The sequence below is a fragment of the Neisseria sp. HMSC70E02 genome (genome assembly GCF_001838645.1).
In the GTDB taxonomy this organism is placed as follows: domain Bacteria; phylum Pseudomonadota; class Gammaproteobacteria; order Burkholderiales; family Neisseriaceae; genus Neisseria; species Neisseria macacae.
The window spans coordinates 202936-207345 of sequence record NZ_KV838082.1 but is presented as its reverse complement, the minus strand read 5'-3'; the positions used below and the strand labels follow the sequence as shown (position 1 = coordinate 207345).

The following is a 4410-nucleotide window of genomic DNA, read 5'->3' as shown; positions in this document are numbered from 1 at the left end:
CGCCGTACTGGTTTAAAGTTAATCCACTATATTCACACATATTCGCTTTTATCGTTTTCTTTCCAAGCCTGATGCGAGCAGAGCCACAGCAACACAATCCCGCATACCGTCGAAGCCAGCATCATGCCCGCCATCACCAACGCAGAACCATTGTGCAGCCGCGTCGCCAACAGCCCCACGCTTGCGCCGATGATGGATTGGAACGCGCCCAATACCCCATTTGCGCTGGCGCTTTCCTGCTTGAAATAAGCCATAAAGCAAGCTTGTGTGTTTGCGCCGACCAAGCCCTGCGTGCCTACCGAAAACATTACGCATGGCACCAAAGCCCACATCGGTGGCAGCCCCATCGATACGACCAACAGCACCATCGTCAGGTTTGCCACAAACTGCACGATAATGCCCCATTTCAAAATACTTTGCGGGTGCGCCCCCGTTTTCAGCCGCCATGCCGTGATGCGGTTGAACGAAGCCATCGTAAGGACGTTCAGCGCAAAGGCCCAAGAATATTGGTGCGGCGTCACATGGTACAGCTTTTGGTAAACAAAAGACGATTCTGTCAAAAATGCAAACATCGACGCAAAGCTGAATGCCTGAAAAAACAGATAGCCCATCGCCGCCCGCGTCTTCAGCACTCTGGCGAACCTGCCCGCCACCAGTCCGAAAATGTCCATCCTGATTTTGCCCGTCTGCTTCGGACGCGGCAGGAAAGTAAACACCAAGATGAACAAAACAAACGAATACGCCGCCAAAAAACCGAAAATAAAACGCCAGCCGCCCAAATCCTGCAACATCGAGCCGAACATAGGCGCAATCAGCGGTACGACCATCAGGATAATGCCGATTAAGGCAAACATCTGCGCCGCCTGTCTGCCCGAATAATAATCGCGCACCATCGCCCCGACGATGACCACCGTCATCCCCGCCCCGAACGCCTGTACGGCGCGCAGGTTCAACAGCCCGTCCACCGACTGCACCATCGTCAGCGCGACAACGGCCGCAAAATAAATGCTCAAACCGACCAAAGCCACCGGTCTGCGTCCCTTGATGTCCGAAACCGCGCCGCCGGCAATCTGCCCGAACGCCACGCCGAACATAAACAAAACCAAACTCTGCTCAATGCGGTGGATATCCGTGCTCAACGACTGCGCCATTTCCGGAATGGCGGGCAGGTAGGCATCGACCGAAAACGGCATCAGGGCAACCAACATCGCCATCAAAACCGCCATTTGCTTTTCGCCCAGCGGGGCGGGTGTGGATTGGGACATAAGGGACTTTCTGTGTGTTTGAATTTCTGCAGCGGCTTGGTTTGGAAAAACTTGGCTATCGGATAACAAGGGTAGGGTTAAGCCGCACAATACTGCTTTCGGAACGGGATTCACTATAAAAGGTCGTCTGAAACCCGCGATACAGGCTTTCAGACGACCTTTCTTATTGCTTAAGAACGTTGAAACAGATTATTTGGCTGCTTCAGGTTGGCTGGCTGCTTGGCTGGCGGCTGCCGCTTTATCGCCTTCTTTGGCGAAGTATTTGGCGTGGATTTTGTCGTATTCGCCGCTGTCGCGTACTTTTTTCAGCGCTTCGTTCAGCATTTTGACGGTCGCTTCGTCGCCTTTGCGTGCGGCTATGCCGTAGTTTTCAATCGTGAAATCAGGCAGGGTGATGAAGTCCATGCTTTTGGTCGGGTTGTTTTTCACATAGTTGGCGATGACCGCACTGTCGCTGACCACGGCATCCACGCCGCCGTTTTCCAGCTCTTTGATGACCAAAGGAACGCTCTCGAAGCGGGCGATTTTAGGATTGTCGTTGCCCAAGAGTTTGGAAACGGAGAAGTCGCCGGTTTGTCCGGTAACGACGCCGACTTTCGCCATGTTTTTGAGGTCGTCTGAAGAGGCGACTTTTTTACCTTTGGGAACGAGGACGACTTGGGTGATTTCAAAATAAGGGTCAGTGAAATCCATGGACTGCTTGCGCTCGTCGGTAATGGTGACGCCGGAGATGACGATATCCGTATCGCCGTTTTTGAGCGCAGGGAAGAGGCTGTCCCAAGGCTGGTGTTTGAATTCGACTTTGAATCCGCCGGCTTTTGCCATCGCGTTCATCAAATCGACGTCGAAACCTTCAACGTTACCGGCGGAATCCAATGATTCGAAAGGGGCGAATTCGGCGTTGGCGGCGACGCGGTACACTTTGTCGGCTTTAGGGGCTGACGAGGAAGTATCTTTGCTTTGGCCGCCGCAGGCGGAGAGTGCCAGCGCGGAGCAGGCGAGGGCGGCTGCAATCCATTTTTTCATGTTCATGGGGAGGTTCCTTCTTTACGGATATTAATAAATAAACGGATAGTTTAACACGGTTTGGGGAAGTCGCTACGCGTCAGTGGTCTTTTTCTCGGAAAAAAGCGTAGGTTACGTCATGGAAGAGGTCGGTATGCGGGCTGTCTTCGTAATTCAATTCGGCGAGTGCGTCTTCAAAGGCAAGCTGGATGGACTCGACGGCTTCGTTTGCCATGTCGGACGGCAGCGAACGGATCAGGCCTTTGAGGGCGGTGGCGAGGACGTGGTTCTGCATACGCAAAACGTCGTTGGCTTCTTCCAAATATTCGAGGCGTTGTTCGATGCTGCTCATGATGTGTTCCTGGGAATCTGTTAAAATACCGCATTATAGCAAATCACGGCATTCGCTATGCGCGTGAAATGAAATGACACAACGGAAGAACGAAAGCTAAAAATGGATACGAATCGTCCCGATACGCCACAACAAACGGATGAAAGCCTGGATTGGGAAAGCCGCTTGGAAAAGCTGCGGCAAACCCGCCAATTGAACGCACCTTACACACACGCGCCTTTGGTGCGCGAATCTCAAGAGCCCGCCTTCGAGCAGAAGCCCAAAGCCAAGTCGGTCAAGCTCGACGATGCCAACCGCGATGCCGTGTTGACGGAATATCTGCGCAAATGGCAGGAGGAACACAACGCCATGCTGGAGGAAGAAGCCGGTGAAACGGCGGAGACCGATGCGATGGTGATTTTGCAGGAAAACTGGCTGAACGCGCAGTCTTCGCTGCAAATGAGCGCGTCCGACAGGCAAATCGAGTCCACGCGCACGGTTTGGCTGAACCCGAAACGTAAAACAGTCGAATTTGATGCGCCTGCAAAAGAAGCGCCAATGTCGTCTGAAAACGAAAATCCGCAGGCGCAAGAGCAGGTTTCAGACGACCCCAAAGAAGAAATGCCGCCAATTACCGTCCATATCAACGTGTTGAACCCGCAGGTCATCAACCGCAGGGAAGTGTTCTGCATTTCCGAGCAAGACCTGAGCGAGCGTTTGATCAAACGCCTGCGCCCGCACGTCGCCGACGCCGTCAACGGCATGATACGCACCGCCGTGCAGAAACAAATGGCGCTGTTTACCTACCAGCTCCAACAAACTCTCAGCGAACAGGCGCCCGATTTGGTAGAACAGCTTTTGGATTACAACGTGAAAAAAATCCTGAACGACATCAAATACGAAATGAAATACAGTCAGGGAAACAAAAAAGCGTGATAACGCAGCCGCCGCTTCAGGTATCGGACTGAAAATGCTGATTTTTCCGCCGGTTTTGTATATAATGGCGGCTCACGTTATCGTGATTTAACTCCTTTCAAATAATTTATGCCCGATGAACCGTCGGGCATTTTTTTGGGCGTGGATTTTATGAACAAAAACAAATGGATTTGGATACTGATTGTTGCCGCCGTGGTAGTCGGTTATCAAAAAATGCAGCAGGGGCGGCAGGGTCAGGCAACGGATGCCGTACCAACCCAAACGCAGCCCCAAACCCAAGCGGGAAAACGCCAATCCGAGCAGCCTCAGTCTGAGCAGTCTGAATCCAAAAAATCGCAACCGAAGCAGTCGAAGTCCGAACGCCAAGCAGGGCAGGGCAGTGCGGAACAAATATTGCAGCAAGCCTTTGAAGACCAACAAAGTGATATTCAGGTGAAAGGCGCGGGTACCGTTCTCAAAACGCTGCCCGACGACAACCAAGGCACGCGCCATCAGCGGTTTATCTTGAAACTGTCCAGCGGGCAAACGCTTTTAGTGGCGCACAACATCGACCTCGCCGACAAAATCAAAGGCCTGAAAAAAGGCGATAAAGTCGGCTTCTACGGCGAATATGAATGGTCGGAGCAGGGCGGCGTCCTCCATTGGACGCACCACGACCCCGCAGGCCGCCATGCCGACGGCTGGCTGGAACACGACGGGCGGGTCTATCAATAAAGCTTGGAACGATTGCAAAAGGTCGTCTGAAAAACGTTTTCAGACGACCTTTTGCCATTCGCCGCCAAACTTGAAAGACGGCGCAAATAAGCGCAAAATGTTAACAAGTTAACCTATGGCTTCTCTTATTTATAGTGGATTAACTTTAAATCAGGACAA

The 4410-nt window shown here is 52.4% G+C and carries 5 protein-coding genes; 2 read left to right on the top strand and 3 right to left on the bottom strand.

Translation table 11 applies throughout. The features are described from left to right. Positions 1-32 precede the first annotated feature (32 nt). From HMPREF3277_RS05970 to HMPREF3277_RS05960, 3 genes are all read right to left on the bottom strand, one after another. A complete protein-coding gene (locus tag HMPREF3277_RS05970; protein WP_009312381.1) occupies positions 33-1265 on the bottom strand; it encodes a multidrug effflux MFS transporter in 1233 nt (410 codons plus the stop codon). Positions 1266-1454: 189 nt separating this feature from the next. Continuing rightward, positions 1455-2297, bottom strand: a complete 843-nt coding sequence (locus HMPREF3277_RS05965; RefSeq protein ID WP_070870340.1) for a basic amino acid ABC transporter substrate-binding protein — start codon at positions 2295-2297, stop codon at positions 1455-1457. A gap of 73 nt (positions 2298-2370) precedes the next feature. Next, complete coding sequence (locus tag HMPREF3277_RS05960) at positions 2371-2622, bottom strand: NGO1151 family protein (RefSeq protein ID WP_003768589.1); 252 nt, start codon at positions 2620-2622, stop codon at positions 2371-2373. A gap of 102 nt (positions 2623-2724) precedes the next feature. Between HMPREF3277_RS05960 and HMPREF3277_RS05955 the strand changes: the two genes are divergently transcribed. Next, positions 2725-3537 (top strand): hypothetical protein, encoded by an 813-nt coding sequence (locus HMPREF3277_RS05955; RefSeq protein WP_070870339.1) that lies wholly within the window; start codon positions 2725-2727, stop codon positions 3535-3537. A 108-nt stretch (positions 3538-3645) separates the two neighbouring features. Then, positions 3646-4251, top strand: a complete 606-nt coding sequence (locus HMPREF3277_RS05950) for a DUF3465 domain-containing protein (protein ID WP_070870338.1) — start codon at positions 3646-3648, stop codon at positions 4249-4251. Positions 4252-4410: the final 159 nt, after the last annotated feature.